Raw genomic sequence first — 17,106 nt, forward strand, 5'->3', positions numbered from 1 at the left:
AAGGTTCAATGGATGATGACCGGAGTGTTCCGTGAGACGAGCGGAAAAATCTCAAGGAGATCCTCTTTGGAGAGCACATAGCCACCTGGAAGAGGAAGAGAAGATGGTGCCGGAGAGGGGGAGGTATTGGTCCCAGTCTGAGCGCTAGGAGTAGTCGATTGGGGGCTCTGTGCCGGGATATCAAAACCGACAATGGAGGAATTCCCTGCCAGAAGAATGATCCGCTCACTTTGGGCGTATGCCTTGTCTCCGAAAGCGACTCTTTTGTTTTCTGCGTTGGCAATCTTTTCGAGGATCTTGGTGTTCACAGCAGGCACGGTCTTCATGGGTGCTTGAGGCGAGGAGAGCAGGGAGTATTCCTTCACGAAGATCCCATTATCGAGAAGAGTCAGGTTCTTGGCTTTGCGGTCAAGTTCCAAGGATGACTTCAGTGAGGGGATGACGAGTTGCTGGCCGATCTGGAGGTTGATACCGGACAGGCTGTTAGCCTTCTGGATTAATTCGGCATTCGACTTCTGCTTGGAGGCGATTTTGGCGAGCGAATCTCCTTTGACAACCGTGTAGGTGATGACCTCGGTATTCCCGGATGGCTGGAACAGCAGGCTCAAATTTGCAGAGCCTAACTCCTGACGTGCTTCCTTCAGAAGTGGAGACTCGGGATGGGAGTCGATCCACGCTTTCAACCCGTCACGGGCTCCGACGCTATCACCGCTTGTCCGGAGCGATTTCAGATGCTGAAGTTCATGGGCTCCCGGATCCGGAGTGGGCGTTGGTGTTGCTGCGATGGCTGCGGCCTTCTCTTTCTTCTCCAAGCGCCCCGGCTTGATAAAGAGTTGGTAGCCAAAATAGCCGGCTGAGCCGAAAATCAGTAAGCCGAGAAGAAGAAGGGTTAGGGTTTTGAAGGTTCGCATGAGATTGGTGATTCCGTTAGAGCAGGCCGCGCCGTTTCCATTCCGCAAGGTTGCTGCCGGCGGAACGTTGGATGAGGTCCATGGTGAATTTCATCAGGCAGACCTCCCATCCCTCGTCGACACCCTCAATGAGGGTATCCATGGGGTCGTCATCGCTCCGGAGCTGCTGCGTCAGTCTGTCAATCAGGTCATCCTTAGATTCTCGGAGGATGCTCTCTGAGTAGTCCGTCTTGCGGAGGGAAAACCCGTAGCGAAGAAAATGGAGATCCTTCTGTTCCTCCATCCATCCGGCGAAGTCGCGCGCCCTTTCGCCGAATCCCTCCAGGAATAGCTTGCTGACATAGTGCGGCGCTAGAATTCTGGGCCGCTCTGCATGGATCATCCCCTGACGGAGACGAACCGTTCCGACTTCGTCCATCGGTTCGGTCACGAGTCGGAATCGAAAACTGGTCTGTCCATAGGTCTCGATCGCCGTGCTGGGAGCCACCACCACGCGGGTGTTCTCCATCGCGTAATTAAAATCATCTGTCTTGATCATCAATCTGTTGGATTACCTTAGGCCTTCATTCGGAAAACGTCAAAAGAACGATGCCCTGCGATTCATTAGGGGGGAGCAATCACCCCATTCCAAGGAGTCCTCGATTTGACACACTTCCCTTTTCGGGTTTTCATAATGGGATGAAGCAATTTCTTCCCATCCTACTACTCCCGACCCTTTTCCTCGGAGGCTGCGCCCAACTAATTCAACGATCCACCTATGATCAACCCGCCTACAAGCCCAAGGATTCCTCCAAGGTCGTGGTGAAGGTCTCACTCTCCAAGCAAATGGTCTATGTCATGGAGGGGAACAGGCCCCTTCTTGTGACGGCCTGCTGCGTCGGCATGCCATCCAAGCCCACCCCCAAAGGAAACCTCTGCGTCACCCGAAAGGAGCGAAATAAGCGTTCAGGCAGCTATGGATTTGCCGTGATGAGGGATGCCATTGTTCCTTGTGAGGCAGGCAGCGCCAAGGGCCGGTATGTCGGTTATCCGATGCCTTATTGGGTTGAATTCGCTCCCGGCTATGGTTTCCACCAGGGATGGGTCTGGCCGACGCCCAAGACGCACGGTTGCATCCGCCTCCATGCCAATGATGCTGGAGATTTCTGGGAGCTGACCCGTGTTGGTACACCAGTGAAGATTGCCAACACCCAGCCTGAGGATGCAACTTTGGGCGCAAAGACTCCCCGCCCGCAGGATTATAATGACCCAGACCTCCCGAACGGGGAAATGACTTCGCCCAGTTATTTCCAAAAGATCAAGGCTGCGGTCTTGCAGTAGGAATAACGTTTGAGCATTCCTCCTGCAGCCTCTGCGAAAGTGAACCTCCGGACCCCGGAGGTCATGGCGCGGGTGCAGGAGCAGGTGGAGCATCATTACCACAGCAGTCTTGTCGAGAGAGTGCGCGCGGACGGTTCCGTCCTGATCGCTGGGAAGACAACACTTCGCTTGGCCAAGCAGTTCGGATTCTGCTATGGCGTCGAGAGAGCCATTGATCTCGCTTATGCTGCCCGGAAGGTCTTTCCAGATGCCCGTCTCTTCCTGATCGGCGAGATCATTCATAATCCCGAGGTGAATGCCCAGATCGCCGCTCTTGGGATCCGGAATCTTCTGGATGAATCGGGACGCCCTCATGTCGAGGACCTGGGACCGGAAGATGTCGTGATCGTGCCGGCCTTTGGAACAACGGTTCCTCTTGTTGAGGAGATCAAGAGTCATGGCTGCCGGATCGTCGACACTACCTGTGGCGATGTCATGAGTGTCTGGAAGAGGGTCAGGCAGAATGCTACTGAGGAGGTCACCTCCATCATCCATGGCAAGGCCTCGCATGAGGAGACCCGCGCCACAGCCTCGCGCGCCCTGGGCAACGGAAACGGGCGTTACCTGATCGTCCTGAATCTTGAAGAGACCGATCGTGTTTGCGACTACATCTTAGGCAAAGTCAGTCGTGAGGAGTTTCTCTGTGAGTTCAAGGAAAGGTTCTCCGAGGGATTCGACCCCGATCTTCATCTCCAACGTATCGGCGTGGCAAACCAGACAACGATGCTTCGGGAGGAGACCGAAGCCGTGCAGAGAAAGCTCAAGGAGGCCATTACTCTGCGGGATGGAAGCGATAAGAACTTCCGACTCTTTGACACGATCTGCGGTGCCACCCAGGAGAGGCAGGACGCCCTCAAGGAACTGCTGCTCCAACCTCTCGACCTGCTTCTCGTCGTCGGTGGCTACAATAGCTCTAACACAACCCACCTGGCCGAGATGGGTGAGCAGAGCGTGCCGACCTATTTCATCCGGAATCAGGAGTGTCTGGAGAATGCCAACATGATCCGTCACTTCGATCTGCATCAGAAGAAAGAGATCTCCTCCGAAGTCTCCTGGCTTCCTCAGGTAGGAAGTAATGCACGGATCGGAATCACGGCTGGCGCCTCCTGTCCGAATAACCTGATCGAGGAGGTGATGCTACGAGTGCTGAGCCTTCGTGGTGAAACTCTTCCTAGCGCCTGAATTTAAGAAAGTCTCGCGCGGAGGCGCAGAGGCGCAGAGACTGAAAAAAGTTGCTGAGATGGTCGATATGAAAGATTTAGCTCCATTCCTCTCTGCGCCTCTGCGCGAGTGATCTTTTCCGTTCCCATGATCCTCACAGCCCAACAGATGAAAGCAGCTGAGGAACTGGCTTTTCGCAATGGGGCTACTCCCGAGGGGCTTATGGAGATTGCAGGTGAGGGGATTGCGAGGTGTATCGGCCAGTTCTTTCCTTATCCCGGTACCGCCGTGCTTTATTGCGGGAAGGGGCATAATGGCGGTGATGGCCTTGTTAGCGCGAGGCATCTGCTCAATCAGGGGTGGAAGATACTGATCCGTCTTGCCGCTCCCGAGTCTGAAATGTCTGAACTTTCGAGGCTCCATCTCCTGGCGCTTCATGGGGCTGAACTCATCGATTCTATCCCGCAGATAAGAGGACCGTTACTGCTGCTGGACGGATTATTGGGCATCGGTGCTTCCGGTGCTCCTCGTAGCTCTTTCCAGGAGCTGATCCATGAGATGAACGCTCTGCGCAGAAAATCGGGAGGATATACCGTAGCTGTTGATCTTCCATCCGGTCTGGATGCCACGACAGGAGAGATACCCGGAGGATGCGTGCAGGCTGATCTGACAGTGACAATCGGAGCTGTAAAGTCCGGCCTCGTCGCTGATGCTGCCACGGCTGTTGTGGGTCGCATCGCCTTGATTGAGTTGCCCGGAGTTCCGATAGAGGGGGGTGATCCTGCCAGTATTTCTACGGCATTAGCTCTCCGGTCTCTTCTCCCAATCAGGAACTATGACTCCTACAAGGGAACCTATGGGCATATCGGGATCTTGGCCGGATCGAGTGGCTTCCTGGGTGCTGCACAGCTTTGCTCAGCAGCGGCGCTCCATGCCGGTGGAGGACTGGTGACTCTTTATGCCTTGCCGGAGTGCCACGATCTTCTGGCCTCGACCTGCATTCCGGAAGTGATGGTCCAGCGAATTGCTTCCTATAACGAAATTCCAACGGAGAAACTGGATGTCCTAGCCCTTGGGCCCGGTCTCGGAGCGGAGCATCATGAGGAATTACGGGGACTTGTCCGCGACAGTCGGATCCCCTGCGTGGTCGATGCCGATGCACTCAATGCAGTTGCTTTCAATCCTTCGTTGCTCTCTCAGTGCGCTGGTCCCCGTCTTCTCACTCCACACCCGGGTGAGATGGAGCGGCTTGCTCCCCGAGACGGAAGGACCCGTCGAAATTGGGCAACGGACTTTATCGAAAGTTATCCTGTGACTCTGCTTCTCAAGGGATCTCGCACGATTATTGCGGAGAAGGGAAACTCACCCGTTTTCAACAGCACTGGCAACCCGGGCATGGGGAGCGGAGGAATGGGAGATGTCCTGACGGGTGTTTGCGCCGCCTTGATAGGATCAGGGCAATCCTGCCGTGAGGCTGCCATGCTTGGAGCATGGCTTTGCGGACGTGCCGCCGAGCTAGCCATCTTCAACGGCTCAGATGCTCAGGAATCACTCTCCGCCACTTCGGTGATCAGCTACCTCGGCGAGGCCTGTAAGTCGCTCCGAAACGGGGACTACTGAAAAAGGGCAGATGAGATTCTCCCGCAGAGCGCAGAGACGCTGAGGAGGAATGAATTCACAGGGATTAAGGGGATGAAAGGGATTATTCTACGCAGCGAGATGCCTCTATTGAGAAATGTTACCACCTCTCTGCGCCTCGCGCCTCTACGCGATAAAATCTTTAATCCCTTAGCTCTTTCAGTGCTTTCACCACAAGACCGGCGTGTTCGGCCGGTTTCACCTTGGGGAAGATGGCTGCGATCGTACCCTTGGGATCGATGATGAAGGTGCTGCGCTCCGTGCCCATGTACCTCTTGCCGTACATCGACTTCTCCACCCAGACTCCGTAGGCCTCGACAATCGACTTGTCGGTGTCGCTCAACAGGGGAAAGGGAAGGTCGAACTTGGCGATGAATTTTCCATGGGATTTCACTGGATCGATGCTGACGCCGAATAGGGCCGCTCCTGTCGACTGAATCTCTTTCCATGCATCCCGAATCTCGCAGGCCTGCGTGGTGCATCCCGGCGTGTCATCCTTCGGGTAGAAATAGAGAACGACGGCCTGTCCTTTCAGCTCGGTGAGCTTTAAGGGTGTTCCGCTGCCATAGATCCCGCCGACGGCGGTAGTGGTGAAGGAAGGGGCCTTGTCGCCGACTTGGAGTGTGCTCATGGGATTGAATGGTTGGTGATGTTTAATGTGGAAATCAGGAAGACAGGAAAGAAATCACAGGGATTAAGGGGATGAAAGGGATTAAGAAACAAGTGGATTGAAGAGAGACTGGATTGCTGATTGCTCAGGATCACCTTCATCTCCTTTATCCCTGTGAATCTTTTTCCTCCGTGATGGGGGGAAGGAACCGGACGCGGCGGTCGTCCCGTGGAAGGCGTATCGTGAAGAGCATCCCTTGACCCATTGCGCTCTGGATCATGATTTCGCCACCATGGGCACGGACGATGCGCTGGACGATATGGAGTCCCAAGCCCGAACCGTTCTCCTTGGTGGTGTAGTAGGGTTGGAAGATCACGCCCACTCTTGAGGGATCGATCCCCCCACCGGTGTCGCCAATACTGACCCAGACATGGGAGTCGTCGCAGGCCGTGCCGATGCGAAGATGTCCCTTACTTCCCATGGCCTGGAAGCTGTTCCTGATCACATTGTAGAGGGCCTGTCGGAATTGATCCGCATCAAGGGAGACACGGGGGAGATGTTTGCCGGGAAAGAGATCCACCGTGATGCCCCGATCCTCCACTTCATTGCGGAGGAACTCAACGGCTTCCAGTATCAGGGCATTGAAATCGGTCGGCTTGCACTCCAGGGGAGCCGGTCGGACGGCCTTGAGGAACTGGGTGATGATCTGGTCCAGACGCTTTACCTCGCTGCGGGCCACGGAGACGGAGTCCGCCAGCTCCTGCTGATCATTCTTCGAGAGAGAGGGCTTGTTTAGGCGACGCTGCAGAAGCTGGAGTTGGATGTCGAGCGAGTTGAGGGGGTTTCCGATCTCGTGAGCCACCCCTGCTGCAAGAAGTGTAACTGCGGAGATGCGCTCGCTCTCGATGGTCTCCTGAGTCTCAAGACGCTCCTCGGTGATGTCTCGGAGAATGATGGCGCGTCCCACCAACTCCCGCTGGGCTAACTCTTTCTCGTCGCTCATCAGCGGACTCACGTAGAAGTTCAGAAAACGGTGTTTCGGATAGAAGACTTCCAGGTCACGGCTCATGACATCGCCGGGACGCGCCACTGACTTAAGTTCTAGTCCGGGAATGGCCTCTGCCAGGCTCCTGCCTATATGTTCAGCTCCGTTCATTCCGAAGAAGGAACAGGCTGCCTTGTTCATGTAGATGATGTGATCCTGAGGGTCGGTGACGATGACCCCCTCCAGAATGGCGTTGAAGATGGTCTCCAGGAATCCCTTCTCCTTGGAGAGAATTTGGAGGTAGTGGCCGATGTCGGCCGGTTCCACAAATCGGATCCGCTCGACAAGCCTGTCGATGAATCCGGCATTCATCAGTTGGTTTTGCTGGGTACGGCAAGAAGCCCCTCGAGCTCCTCAACCCTACGTTCGAAAAGGGCCAGTGCCGCGTTGACCGGTTCGGGTGAGCGCATGTCCACTCCCGCCTCGGCCAGGGTCTCGATCGGGAACTTACTGCCTCCACTCTTCAGGAAACCGAAGTAGCGCTCTGTATTGCCCGTCTTGAGAACCTGATCCGCCAGAGTGATCGCAGCCGAGATGCCGGTGGCGTACTTGTAGACATAGAACGCACTGTAGAAATGCGGGATACGCAGACATTCCAGCTCTAGCTCCTCGTCGATCACGACCCCCTTTCCGAAGTAGGTGTCGAGGAGGGAGCGGTACATTTTGCGGAAGGTCTCCAGTGTTAGGGCGGCTCCCGACTCCTCGGCGGCATGCGCGATTTTCTCAAATTCCGCGAACATCGTCTGCCGGAAAAGGGTGCCACGCAGGTCATCGATCTGACGGTTGATCAAGTAGGCTCTCATTGAGCGCTCCTTGGTCTCGGAGAGCAGGTGTTCGGTGAGTAGGATCTCGTTGAAGGTCGAGGCCACCTCCGCCAGGAAGATCGGGTAATGGTAGTTCTGGAAATTCTGGGTTCTCCTGGAGTACCAGGTGTGCATCGAGTGACCCGCCTCGTGGGCCAGCGTGTAGATATCGGAGAAGACATCCTGCTTATAGTTCATCAGGATGTAGGGAGGACCCTGATAAGTCCCGTAGGAAAAGGCGCCGCTGCGCTTTCCCTTGTTTTCGTAGCGGTCGCACCAGCGCTCCTCGCGGAGACCGCTCGAAAGCGTCTTTGTATATTCCGAACCAAGCGGGTGTAGTGACTTCACTACCATTTCGATCGCCTGATCGAACAGGACATCGCTTTGAACCGCCGAGACTAGCGGTGCATAGGTGTCGTAGACATGCAGATCGGGCAGATTGAAAAGCCGTTGACGCAGGCTGTAGTACTTGTGAAGGACGGGAAGTCGTGAACGGACAGCCTCGATCAGGCTGTCGTAGACGGCTGTCGGGACATTATCGGCGAAGAGCGAGGCCTCGCGCGCTGATGAATAATGGCGGGCCTTGGCAAGGAAGACATCCCCCTTGATCGAGCTGGCAAGCGAACTGGCCAGCGAGTAGCGGTGGGCCGTGAACTCCGTGTAGAATTTCTGGAAAGCCTCCTTGCGGACAATGCGGTCGGGGCGTTGGAGCAGGGAGGAGAAGCTGCTCTGGGTCAGCTCGATCTCCTGACCTCGGTCGTCGCGCACTGTACCGAAGGTCATGTCGACATTCGTGAGCTGGGAGAAGGTCTCGTGATGACCTCCGACGGCCGGCATCGAGAGTGAGATCAGGCGTTCCTCCTTGTTGCTCAGAATATGGGGCTTGAGACGGCGGAGGTTCTGCAGGGAGATCTGCCAGTCGGCAAGCAGGGGATTGGCTAGGAATTTCTCGAACATCTCGTCGGGAATCTCCTGGATCTCCGGGGCGATCCAGGAGCTGGTCTCGCTGATCTTAGCACAGAGCGATGAGAGGCGACCATCGCGGTCTAGGGCATCATCATTCGAACTGTCCTCGGAAAGACGTAGACCTGCATATTGGTTCAGACGCTCGCTGGAGCGATCTAGGGAGGATTCAAACTCGAGGGCCTTGGCTAGATCCCCGGCGCTTTTGGCTAGTGTTCCCTTGAAGGCATTGATCTCTTCGAAGCGTGAGGCGAGATCCGAGAACTCGGCTTCCCAGGCCGCGTCATCAGGAAAAATGAGTTTCAGATCCCAGGTATCAGCGGCAGGGACTTCGGCACGACTTTTGAGCGTGGAGACCTGCGAATCTCCCGTGAGATCCGCGATCCAAGTGACCCGATGACCCCTGCCGTAGATGAGAGACATCAGCTGTTACTTCTGAGCCTTCCCCTGCGACGCCACGGCTGCTGCTGCGGCAGCAATTGCCTCCTGGTCGCCGAGATAGTAATGGCGGATCGGCTTCAGGTTGTCGTCCAGCTCATAGACAAGCGGGATGCCAGTCGGGATGTTCAGGGCCAGCACCTCTTCCTCGCTGAGATTATCGAAGTACTTCACCAGGGCGCGGAGGGTGTTTCCATGAGCGGTCACCAGCACCTTCTCGCCACGCTTCACCGCAGGGGCGATCTCGTTGTGCCAGTAGGGGAGAACACGGTCCACCGTATCCTTGAGGCACTCGGTCAGCGGCAATTCCGTCTGGGGCACATCCTTGTAGCGGGGATCATGGCCGGGAAAGCGCTCGTCGCTCTTTTCCAAGGCTGGTGGCGGTACATCATAACTGCGACGCCAGATATGAACCTGGTCATCGCCGAACTTCGCGGCTGTTTCGGCTTTATTCAGACCCTGCAGCGATCCGTAGTGACGCTCATTCAGGCGCCAGGAAAGCTGAACGGGAATCCAGAGCTCATCCAGCTCATCCAGAATCAACCAGTTGGTGCGGAGGGCGCGCTTCAATACGGAGACAAACGAACGGTCGAATTTGTATCCCTCCTTCTTGAGAAGCTGACCAGCCGCTTTGGCCTCATTCAGCCCCTTGGCATTGAGATCGACATCGGTCCAACCGGTAAAACGGTTTTCTTGGTTCCAAGTGCTTTCGCCGTGGCGGATGAGAACGAGTTTGTACATGGTTAGATTTTAACCAGAAAAATCCACCATTGGAAAGGCTGGGCCTTTCTCGCGTTTTCCTCACGCAAGGTTAAAAAACCTGCCGATGTAGAAGAGAACAAAAACGGCTAGGATGATAAAAAATCCACCTGTGATCAGGACGCTGAGGATGTTGTAAGTTTCCTTCTGCTCGCTTTCGAGTCTCCGGTTGGTGATGACAAAGCGACATGTGGAGATAAGCATGATCAGCAGTCCCAGTGCCGACAGGATTATACCTGCTTCGCAGCCGAGAAGTCGGCTGGTAGGAATAAGAGAAATCTTCCCCTCGCTCATGCTTTTAGCGAAATAACGGACAAGCAGGTCGAAGCGTTCCAGCAAGAAGCCGAAAGCAATGAGGGCTAGGGCCGTCCGCATCCAAGCCAGATAGGTCCGCTCATTGGCGGCAAGATCGTTATAGCGTGGTATCATTCCTAGGAATTTGAGTCGATAGTCGAAAGTCTGTGCCTGTGGTCACCTAGCCTCGGGATGCAGGCGATTAGGGCCTTGGTGTAGGGATGCTGCGGATGGCTAAGCACCTGTTCGGTCTTTCCGTACTCCACGATCTCACCCCGGTACATCACGGCAACATTGCGGGCCAGGCCCCTGATGATGGCGAAGTTGTGGGTGATGAGCATCACGGCCATATTGAGATCGTGCTGGAGTTCGCGGAGTTTGTCGAGAATCTGCTTCTGGATCGTGACATCGAGGGCGGTGGTAGGCTCATCGGCGATAAGCAGATCCGGTCTGGCCGAGAGGGCCATGGCGATCATGACGCGTTGCTGCATGCCTCCGCTAAGTTGATGTGGATAGTCGTGGAGTCGGGTCGCAGGATCAACGATGCCGACGGCATCGAGCCAGCGGATGATCTCGGCATCGATATCCGTCACGTCGGGACGGTGAAGCTGGATCATCTCGGCCATCTGGCTGCGGATGGAATAGACGGGATTCAGTGAGGTGGAGGGTTCCTGAAAGATGTAGGCGATCTTACCCCCTCGTACTTTGCGCAGTTCGGCATCCGAGGCAGTCAGCAGATCTCGGCCATCAAATGTTATGCTTCCTGACTGATAAACCGCGGGGGGTGTCGGCAGGAGGCGTGTGATGGCTAAGGCGGTGACGCTTTTGCCGCTTCCGCTCTCACCTACGATCGCAAGGGTTTCTCCGCGGCCGATTTCCAGCGAGACGTTCTTGAGAGCAGGAACGATGCCAGCGGGAGTGGAGAAACCGATTTGGAGGTCTTGGATCTTTAGCATGTGGATAAGAAATTATGAGGGATGAACTATGAAGTATGAAAGGCCGAGGCCTTTGTTTTCTTGGAAATGGTTGTGAGGATGGCAAGTAACTTTCATCCTTCATAATTGCCTAGCTGCGGCTCTCCGCAGCCTCCCTCAGTGCGTCGCCCGCTAGGTAGAATGACAGCGAGGCGATCAGGATGGCGAGTCCCGGAAAGAGATTCAGCCACCAGGCGTCGAGGAGATAGGTCTTGCCGTCGGCGATGATGTTCCCCCAGGTCGCTTGTGGTGGCTGGACTCCGAATCCAAGAAAGCTGAGTCCTGCTTCCTGAAGAATTGCATCGGGGATACCAAGGACCGCGGTGACGAGAATCGGGGCGGCGGCATTCGGCAGGATATGCCGAGTGATGATATGCCAGGCATTCTGCCCCAGGACGCGTGCCCCCTTTACATATTCTGTCTCCCGAAGCGTTAGGAATTCACTCCGTACAAGTCGGGCCGTTCCGGTCCAGCTTACCAATCCGATCACGATGACGATATTGAGAAGACTTGGCCCGAGCAGTGCCACCACGGTGAGGATGAGGAAGAACGTGGGAAAACAGAGTAGCGCATCGACCGCGCGCATCAGGATCTGGTCGATGATACCACCAAAGTATCCCGCGATCGCACCCACTACCATACCGATCCCGAGAGATACGGCCACGGCGACCAGACCCACGGTGAGGGAGATTGAGGCCCCGCGCATCATTCGTGAGAGGACATCCCTGCCGAGATTATCAGTCCCCATTATGTGCTGCGGAGAAGGGGGTAGAAGCTTTAGCTCGAGGTTCGTTTCGTTGGGATTACAGAGCCAGTCGTGCCCCATGAGGGAGAGAAGGACTGTTCCTCCTGCAACGAGGGCAAAAAAGAGGATAACCGCAACCGAGGGGATCGCTACCGGATTTGCCCAAAATCGACGAAGGACCCTTCTCGTCGGAATCTCGGTGAGAGGTTGAATGCCTTGCATGGTTTATTCGAGGCGGACCCGGGGGTCGGCGGCTGCCGAGAGGAGATCGGAGATCAGGTTGCCCAGAAGCACCAGGGCCGCCACAACGAAGTTCAGGGCGACAAGGGTGGGGTAGTCGCGCTCCAGTACAGCCTCGTAACCGAGTCGTCCCATACCTGGATAAGCAAAGATCGTTTCGATGACAACGGCCCCTCCAATAAGTGCCGGCAGGATCATCCCTATCCCGGCGATGATGGGGCGGATGGAGTTGCGTAGGGCATGCTTGTAGAGGACGACATCCTCGGAAAGTCCCTTAGAGCGTGCCGTCCGAATGTAGTCCTCGCGCAAGGATTCGATCATCGTGGCCCGGAGATAGCGAGACTGGGAGGCGATGCCGCCGAGTGCCAGGATCGTGGCCGGAAGAAGAAGATGCCAGAGGGTATCGAGTCCCGAGGCAAGGACGTTTGGAAATTCGATCCCGTAGCTGTGGGTCCCCAGGATCGGCACGCCGAACCCCTTCACCAGGGCGATCACCACCATATAGGTGATCCAGAATCCGGGTAAGGCGATGAAGAGAAAGGCGATGAAGGAACCCAGGGCATCCTGCCAATGTCCGCTGTAGCGAGCCGCAGTGACTCCCAGAAGTGTGCCGAATGAAAGGGAAATCACGATGGAAGTCAGATTCAGAGCCACAGTCGCCGGCAGGCGCTCCATGATCCTCGACATTACGGGGCGATCATCCTTGATGCTTCGCAAATTACCGGTAAAGAGATCCCGCATGATGAGTGCGTACTGTTCGTGAAGAGGACGGTCGAGATGGAACTTTTTCCGGAAGTTGGCCTTCACCTCGGCAGAGATCTTCGGATTCAGCTCTCCCCACGGGTAGGGGCTTCCCGGAGTGAGGGTCACGATGAAAAACGAAATGATGCTGATGATAAAAAGCAGCACCACGCTGAGGGCGAGACGGCGGATGATGAAAGAGATCACTGGCAGAAAAGATGAATTATGAATGATGAATGATGAAGTTGATGCAGATAACGAGGTGATCGTTTGGGATTTTCATACTTCATACCTCAACCTTCATCTTTTTCCGCTGGGCGGATACTCCGGCCGATAGAACCACTCCATGTCGTAATCCCAACCGGCCTTGGTCATGGTGACAGGAGAGTCGATCCACTCGCCCGGTTTGGATCCCGGTCGACGGATGCGGTAGCTGTTCTTCCACATCACGGAGGTACCTTCCGGCACAAAGAGAAAGGTGTAGGGCTGATCCTCATAGATCGTTTGCTGGAGTTTGGCTGCAAGACTGATGATCTCCGGACGGCTATATTCCTGGCGCAGATCGCTCAGGAGATGGTCGACCTCGGGATTGTTATAGCCGACGAAGTTGAGTTCCTCCGGATGGGTCTGGCTGGAATGCCAGATGGCATACTGGTCGAAGTCGTTTCCGAGACCCCATCCAAGGACGATGGCGTCGAACTCACCCTTGTTCACAAAGCGCTTGAGCAGCACCGACCACTCGTAGATCTCGACCTTCACCTCGACCCCGATCTTTTTGAGGTCATCCTGAACCAAGGTGGCGATGTCGCGGCGGACCTCGTTGCCATTGTTCGCCAGCAGGGTAAAGGAGAGTCGCTTTCCTTCCTTCACCCGGATGCCGTCGGATCCAGGCTTCCAGCCCGCCTGATCCAGAAGATCCCCGGCGGCCTTGGGATCGTAGGGCAGCGGTTGGACCTTCGGGTCATAGAACCACATCTTCGGAGTGAAGATGCCGTTCGACTGCACGCCGTGTCCGTAGATGATGTATTTGATCATCTGGGGGATATTTATGGCCTCCGCGAGTGCCTTACGCACGCGTAGATCCTGGAACATCGGTCGTCGGAGATTCCAGCCGATGTAGTTGTACATGTTGCCAGCCGAACTGAATAAATCGAAGCGCTTGTCTTTCTCGAAGATCTTCACGGCCCACGGATCAACGGCCCAGAAATCAACCTGCTTTGTCTGGAAGGCGAGTTGCAGGGTGAGCGGATCGGGCAGGACGCGGAAGACGACCGAGTCAAGCCAGGGGGAGCCACGGAAGTAATCGGGGTTTTTTATGAGACGGATGAACTCGTTGGTTTTCCAGTTTCCAAACTTGAAGGGTCCGGTGCCGATCGGGTGGCGGTTGTAGATCTCGGACCACTTGGCAGGTTCTACCTTCTCGAGAATGTGGGCTGGGAGGATACTCTGCATCCAGCTCAGCAGCGCGGGGGAGAAGGGCTTCTTGTAGCGGACGACAACGGAATAGGGATCGGGTGTCTGCACCGAGGAGACCAGCTCGAAATCGGAACTCCGGGGTGATGCGACCCGCTCGTCCATGATCGCATGGTAGGTGAAGGCTACATCTGCCGAGGTGAAAGGGGTCCCGTCATGCCAACGGACATCCTTGCGCAGAATGAAGCGGATGATCGGTTCGGCCTTGAAGGGACGTTCCTTTCCGCCCTTTTCGAGCGGGGGAAAGGGTAGGGGATGGAAGCCGGCTTCGGTGAGTGTGCGTGCAACGATTTGAGAGTCCGTGAGACCCGGTTGGCTTAGTGTGAGGGTCAGATTATTTCCGTCACGTGCGATGGTTGTGATGCTCGCGGGGTTTCTTGGCTGATTCCGATTCAGAAATGACGATGCCTTGGCCGCTTCCTCTTCCGAGCCTAACTGAAAGGTCGTTTCCTGAGAGAGATCCCATGACGTGGCGAGATCGCCGACCACTTCGAGATCCTGATTGTACTTCAGAAGGCCATTGAACATCAGTCCGGCTACCTGAGCGGAGGCGGAGTCTGCCTGCTGGATGGGATTCAGTGTCGAAGGCTCTCCGATGGTGCCGATCGACATCTCATTCTTCTTGGCAACGGAAAGAAAAGAGGCGTTCACGAAGGCCGCCACCAGCAGTAGGATCAGCGTAATCGGAATTCCGTAGAGAAAGAGACGGATGGAACGCATTTGGCAAAAAGGATGAACTATGAATTATGAATTATGAATGATGAAAGCGGGGCTGAAAGGATGAATAATTTTCCAGAGAACCGATAATCTCCCAAAAAATCACCTTTGGAGATTGTCCGACGAGGGACTCCCTGCTTTGCTTCTCGGTTCATTATGAAAGTCACCACCGAACAGAAAGAGACCTGCATCGTCGACCTGCACATTGAACTTCCGCCCGAGCGCTTCCAGTCGGAATGGAAGGAAGTCGGCAACGAGTACCGTCGACTGGTCAACCTTCCGGGCTTCCGCAAAGGAAAGGCACCACTTGCCATCGTAGAGAAAAAGTATTCACAGGATATCGAGCAGGAAGTGACCCGCAAGTTGCTCGATGCCGCGGTGCGTGAGGCGCTCAATGAGCAGAAGCTCTCTCCTGTCCAGAGCCCGAATGTCCGTGACGTCAAACTGGAGGGGGATCGCTCCCTGAGCTTCACCGCCACGGTGGTGGTGCGTCCTCCCGTCAATCTCCCCGAGTACAAGGGGCTTGTCATCACAGTCGAGAAACCAGCCGTGGATGAGGAGCAGGTCGCACAGTTCCTGGATGGATTGCGCGGGGATATGGCTGAGTTCAAGACCGTTGAGGGACGCGATCTGGCCATGGGTGATTTTGCGGTTCTCGATTATGAAGGCTCCATCGAGGGAAAGACGCTGGCCGACACCTATCCCGATCTCCAGCCGACCTATGTCGGTCGCAAGAACTTCTGGATCAAGCTCGAGGAGGATCGTCCCATACCGGGACTCGCGGCCGCGATGGTTGGCATGAAGACCGGCGAGACACGGGACTGCACGGTCAGTTTCCCGACCGAGTTCGGCGAGGAGAAGCTGCGTGGCTACAAGGTGACCTACAAGGTGACTCTCCATGAGATCAAGGAGCGAGAGCTTCCCCCGATCGACGATGCCTTTGCCTCGAAACTCAGTCCCGGCAGCACGCTAGAGCAGATTCGTGATCAGGTACGCGAGCGTCTGACCGTGAATGCCGACCAGAACTTTGCCAGCTCGATCCGCGGCGAAGCCGTGAAGCAGCTACTCTCCATGGTCTCTTTCGAGGCTCCCTCCTCGATGGTCCAGCAGGAGAGCACCACAATTCTCAAACAAATCATTCAGGAGAACCAATCCCGCGGCGTGAGCGAGGAGGAGCTGCGTTCCCATCAGGAAGAGCTTCTTGGCGCTGCCCGCCAGAGTGCCGGCGACAAGGTGAAGCTGAACTTCATCCTGGGCGAGATAGTCGTTAAGGAAAATATCAGGGTTTCCCGCGAGGAGCTCGCTTGGCGCATAACCAATATGGCCGAGCGTTATCAGATGACTCCTCAGAAGCTTCTCAAGGAACTGCAGAAGCACCGTGCTCTCGCGGGTATCGAGGAAGAGATTTCTCTGGGTAAGGCCCTTGATGTAGTCGTCTCCCATGCTAGAGTGAATGGAGAAGATCCGAAACCGATCACCGCCAATCCCGAACTCACCCATTCCCATGATGAAGAACCCCATGTCCATGGCCCCGGTTGCGGGCATGACCACTAGTATGATGTCCAATTCCCGTCCTCAGTCCTCAATGCTTGTCCCGATGGTGGTCGAGCAGACCGGACGTGGCGAGCGGAGCTACGATATCTATTCCCGTCTTCTCAAGGACCGGATCATCTTCATCGGATCGGGCATTGATGACTATGTCTCTAATCTGGTAATTGCCCAACTGCTCTTCCTTCAGATGGAGGATGGCAAGAAGGATATCCATATCTACATCAACTCTCCAGGCGGTTCGGTCACAGCGGGCCTGGCAATCTATGACACGATGCAGTTCGTCACCTGTGACGTGAACACCTACTGCATGGGAATGGCCGCAAGTATGGGAGCCTTCCTGCTGTGTTCCGGAACCAAGGGAAAGAGGTTCGCCTTGCCTAATTCGGACATCATGATCCATCAGGTCTCCGGCGGAGCCCAGGGTACGGCCAGTGACGTGGAGCGCAGCGTCGAGTTCATGTACAAGTTGAACCGCCGCTTGGCTCGTATCATCGCGGAGAATACTGGTAAGAGCGAGGAGCAGGTCCGGAAGGATGCTGATCGGGATTACTACATGACCGCGGATGAGGCGAAGGAATATGGGATCGTGGATGAAGTGGTGAAGTCCCGCAAGGAGCTCAAGAATCCACCCGAGAAGGCCAAGGATTCCGTCGAGTAATCCTAAACTGTTTTATCGAGGTCGAT

General features: G+C 55.6%; 16 protein-coding genes. 5 read left to right on the forward strand and 11 right to left on the reverse strand.

Annotated elements, in window-relative coordinates; genetic code table 11:
- Nucleotides 1-5 precede the first annotated feature (5 nt).
- The gene (locus tag K8R57_02715) at nt 6-911 is read right to left on the reverse strand and encodes a LysM peptidoglycan-binding domain-containing protein (protein MCE9587208.1); all 906 of its coding nucleotides are present in this window, start codon (nt 909-911) and stop codon (nt 6-8) included.
- 16 nt (nt 912-927) lie between these two features.
- Nucleotides 928-1,449, reverse strand: a complete 522-nt coding sequence (locus K8R57_02720; protein ID MCE9587209.1) for a hypothetical protein — start codon at nt 1,447-1,449, stop codon at nt 928-930.
- Nucleotides 1,450-1,589: 140 nt separating this feature from the next.
- Between K8R57_02720 and K8R57_02725 the strand changes: the two genes are divergently transcribed.
- The 3 genes from K8R57_02725 to K8R57_02735 all read left to right on the forward strand — a co-directional run bounded on the left by K8R57_02725 (nt 1,590) and on the right by K8R57_02735 (nt 5,051).
- Nucleotides 1,590-2,231, forward strand: coding sequence for a L,D-transpeptidase (locus K8R57_02725; protein MCE9587210.1), 642 nt, complete (start codon nt 1,590-1,592; stop codon nt 2,229-2,231).
- Between the two features lie 63 nt (nt 2,232-2,294).
- Nucleotides 2,295-3,452 carry a 4-hydroxy-3-methylbut-2-enyl diphosphate reductase gene (locus tag K8R57_02730; GenBank protein MCE9587211.1) on the forward strand — a complete coding sequence of 386 codons (1,158 nt, stop codon included), beginning with the start codon at nt 2,295-2,297 and terminating at the stop codon, nt 3,450-3,452.
- Nucleotides 3,453-3,578: 126 nt separating this feature from the next.
- The gene (locus K8R57_02735; protein MCE9587212.1) at nt 3,579-5,051 is read left to right on the forward strand and encodes an NAD(P)H-hydrate dehydratase; all 1,473 of its coding nucleotides are present in this window, start codon (nt 3,579-3,581) and stop codon (nt 5,049-5,051) included.
- A gap of 160 nt (nt 5,052-5,211) precedes the next feature.
- Here the strand turns inward: K8R57_02735 and bcp are convergent, their stop codons facing one another.
- From bcp to K8R57_02780, 9 genes are all read right to left on the reverse strand, one after another.
- The gene (gene bcp, locus K8R57_02740) at nt 5,212-5,700 is read right to left on the reverse strand and encodes a thioredoxin-dependent thiol peroxidase (GenBank protein MCE9587213.1); all 489 of its coding nucleotides are present in this window, start codon (nt 5,698-5,700) and stop codon (nt 5,212-5,214) included.
- Nucleotides 5,701-5,845: 145 nt separating this feature from the next.
- On the reverse strand, nt 5,846-7,036 hold the full coding sequence (locus tag K8R57_02745) for a PAS domain S-box protein (protein ID MCE9587214.1): 1,191 nt from the start codon (nt 7,034-7,036) through the stop codon (nt 5,846-5,848).
- On the reverse strand, nt 7,036-8,913 hold the full coding sequence (gene pepF / locus K8R57_02750; protein MCE9587215.1) for an oligoendopeptidase F: 1,878 nt from the start codon (nt 8,911-8,913) through the stop codon (nt 7,036-7,038). The genes K8R57_02745 and pepF overlap by 1 nt, the downstream gene beginning before the upstream one ends.
- A gap of 6 nt (nt 8,914-8,919) precedes the next feature.
- On the reverse strand, nt 8,920-9,669 hold the full coding sequence (gpmA, locus tag K8R57_02755) for a 2,3-diphosphoglycerate-dependent phosphoglycerate mutase (GenBank protein MCE9587216.1): 750 nt from the start codon (nt 9,667-9,669) through the stop codon (nt 8,920-8,922).
- A 60-nt stretch (nt 9,670-9,729) separates the two neighbouring features.
- Nucleotides 9,730-10,116, reverse strand: coding sequence for a DUF202 domain-containing protein (locus K8R57_02760; GenBank protein ID MCE9587217.1), 387 nt, complete (start codon nt 10,114-10,116; stop codon nt 9,730-9,732).
- 2 nt (nt 10,117-10,118) lie between these two features.
- Nucleotides 10,119-10,937 carry an ABC transporter ATP-binding protein gene (locus K8R57_02765; protein ID MCE9587218.1) on the reverse strand — a complete coding sequence of 273 codons (819 nt, stop codon included), beginning with the start codon at nt 10,935-10,937 and terminating at the stop codon, nt 10,119-10,121.
- 109 nt (nt 10,938-11,046) lie between these two features.
- Nucleotides 11,047-11,922, reverse strand: coding sequence for an ABC transporter permease (locus K8R57_02770; GenBank protein MCE9587219.1), 876 nt, complete (start codon nt 11,920-11,922; stop codon nt 11,047-11,049).
- A gap of 3 nt (nt 11,923-11,925) precedes the next feature.
- On the reverse strand, nt 11,926-12,888 hold the full coding sequence (locus K8R57_02775; protein MCE9587220.1) for an ABC transporter permease: 963 nt from the start codon (nt 12,886-12,888) through the stop codon (nt 11,926-11,928).
- A gap of 93 nt (nt 12,889-12,981) precedes the next feature.
- Nucleotides 12,982-14,874, reverse strand: coding sequence for a peptide-binding protein (locus K8R57_02780; protein ID MCE9587221.1), 1,893 nt, complete (start codon nt 14,872-14,874; stop codon nt 12,982-12,984).
- Nucleotides 14,875-15,027: 153 nt separating this feature from the next.
- Between K8R57_02780 and tig the strand changes: the two genes are divergently transcribed.
- Together tig and K8R57_02790 are read left to right on the forward strand one after the other, a co-directional pair.
- Nucleotides 15,028-16,425: a trigger factor gene (tig, locus tag K8R57_02785; GenBank protein ID MCE9587222.1), complete on the forward strand. Its 1,398-nt coding sequence runs from the start codon at nt 15,028-15,030 to the stop codon at nt 16,423-16,425.
- A 4-nt stretch (nt 16,426-16,429) separates the two neighbouring features.
- Entirely contained in the window at nt 16,430-17,080 is a 651-nt protein-coding gene (locus tag K8R57_02790) for an ATP-dependent Clp protease proteolytic subunit (protein MCE9587223.1), read from the forward strand.
- Nucleotides 17,081-17,106: the final 26 nt, after the last annotated feature.

Source organism: Verrucomicrobiota bacterium (assembly GCA_021413925.1).
Classification (GTDB): Bacteria; Verrucomicrobiota; Verrucomicrobiia; order Chthoniobacterales; family UBA6821; genus UBA6821.

Excerpts from the sequence above, each read along its gene's own strand:
- bcp (MCE9587213.1), bottom strand. The coding sequence starts at position 5,700 with ATGAGCACACTCCAAGTCGGCGACAAGGCCCCTTCCTTCACCACTACC.
- K8R57_02760 (MCE9587217.1), bottom strand. The coding sequence starts at position 10,116 with ATGATACCACGCTATAACGATCTTGCCGCCAATGAGCGGACCTATCTG.
- K8R57_02715 (MCE9587208.1), bottom strand. The coding sequence starts at position 911 with ATGCGAACCTTCAAAACCCTAACCCTTCTTCTTCTCGGCTTACTGATT.
- K8R57_02730 (MCE9587211.1), top strand. The coding sequence starts at position 2,295 with ATGGCGCGGGTGCAGGAGCAGGTGGAGCATCATTACCACAGCAGTCTT.
- K8R57_02735 (MCE9587212.1), top strand. The coding sequence starts at position 3,579 with ATGATCCTCACAGCCCAACAGATGAAAGCAGCTGAGGAACTGGCTTTT.
- K8R57_02790 (MCE9587223.1), top strand. The coding sequence starts at position 16,430 with ATGTCCAATTCCCGTCCTCAGTCCTCAATGCTTGTCCCGATGGTGGTC.
- pepF (MCE9587215.1), bottom strand. The coding sequence starts at position 8,913 with ATGTCTCTCATCTACGGCAGGGGTCATCGGGTCACTTGGATCGCGGAT.
- K8R57_02725 (MCE9587210.1), top strand. The coding sequence starts at position 1,590 with ATGAAGCAATTTCTTCCCATCCTACTACTCCCGACCCTTTTCCTCGGA.
- K8R57_02770 (MCE9587219.1), bottom strand. The coding sequence starts at position 11,922 with ATGCAAGGCATTCAACCTCTCACCGAGATTCCGACGAGAAGGGTCCTT.
- K8R57_02780 (MCE9587221.1), bottom strand. The coding sequence starts at position 14,874 with ATGCGTTCCATCCGTCTCTTTCTCTACGGAATTCCGATTACGCTGATC.
- gpmA (MCE9587216.1), bottom strand. The coding sequence starts at position 9,669 with ATGTACAAACTCGTTCTCATCCGCCACGGCGAAAGCACTTGGAACCAA.
- K8R57_02765 (MCE9587218.1), bottom strand. The coding sequence starts at position 10,937 with ATGCTAAAGATCCAAGACCTCCAAATCGGTTTCTCCACTCCCGCTGGC.
- tig (MCE9587222.1), top strand. The coding sequence starts at position 15,028 with ATGAAAGTCACCACCGAACAGAAAGAGACCTGCATCGTCGACCTGCAC.
- K8R57_02745 (MCE9587214.1), bottom strand. The coding sequence starts at position 7,036 with ATGAATGCCGGATTCATCGACAGGCTTGTCGAGCGGATCCGATTTGTG.
- K8R57_02720 (MCE9587209.1), bottom strand. The coding sequence starts at position 1,449 with ATGATCAAGACAGATGATTTTAATTACGCGATGGAGAACACCCGCGTG.